Raw genomic sequence first — 431 nt, forward strand, 5'->3', positions numbered from 1 at the left:
TCGAATGGCAAGCCCGCCCGCTCGATCGCGTCTACCCCGTCGTCTTCGTGGACGCCATCAACGTGAAGATCCGCGATGGCAAGGTCGCCAACCGCCCTATCTACGTGGCCATGGCCGTCACCGTCGAGGGCACCCGCGACATCCTCGGGATCTGGGCCGGCGACGGCGGCGAGGGTGCCAAGCACTGGCTCCAGGTCTTCACCGAGCTGAAGAACCGCGGTGTCGAGGATGTCCTCATGCTCGTCTGTGACGGACTGAAGGGACTGCCCGACGCGGTCGAGACGGTCTGGCCCCGAACTGTCGTCCAGACGTGCATCGTTCACTTGATTCGCAACAGCATCCGCTACTGCGCTCGCCAGGACTGGGACAAGGTCGCCAAGGATCTCAAGCCCGTTTACACCGCGCCGAGCGAGGCCGCCGCGACCGAGCAA

1 protein-coding gene is annotated in these 431 nt (G+C 65.0%); it reads left to right on the forward strand.

The window, feature by feature from the left end; translation table 11 throughout:
* A partial coding sequence (locus AC5WS8_RS39385; RefSeq protein WP_496108275.1) for an IS256 family transposase occupies positions 1-431 on the forward strand: 431 nt, incomplete at both ends.

This window comes from Streptomyces sp. PTL18, assembly GCF_059510295.1.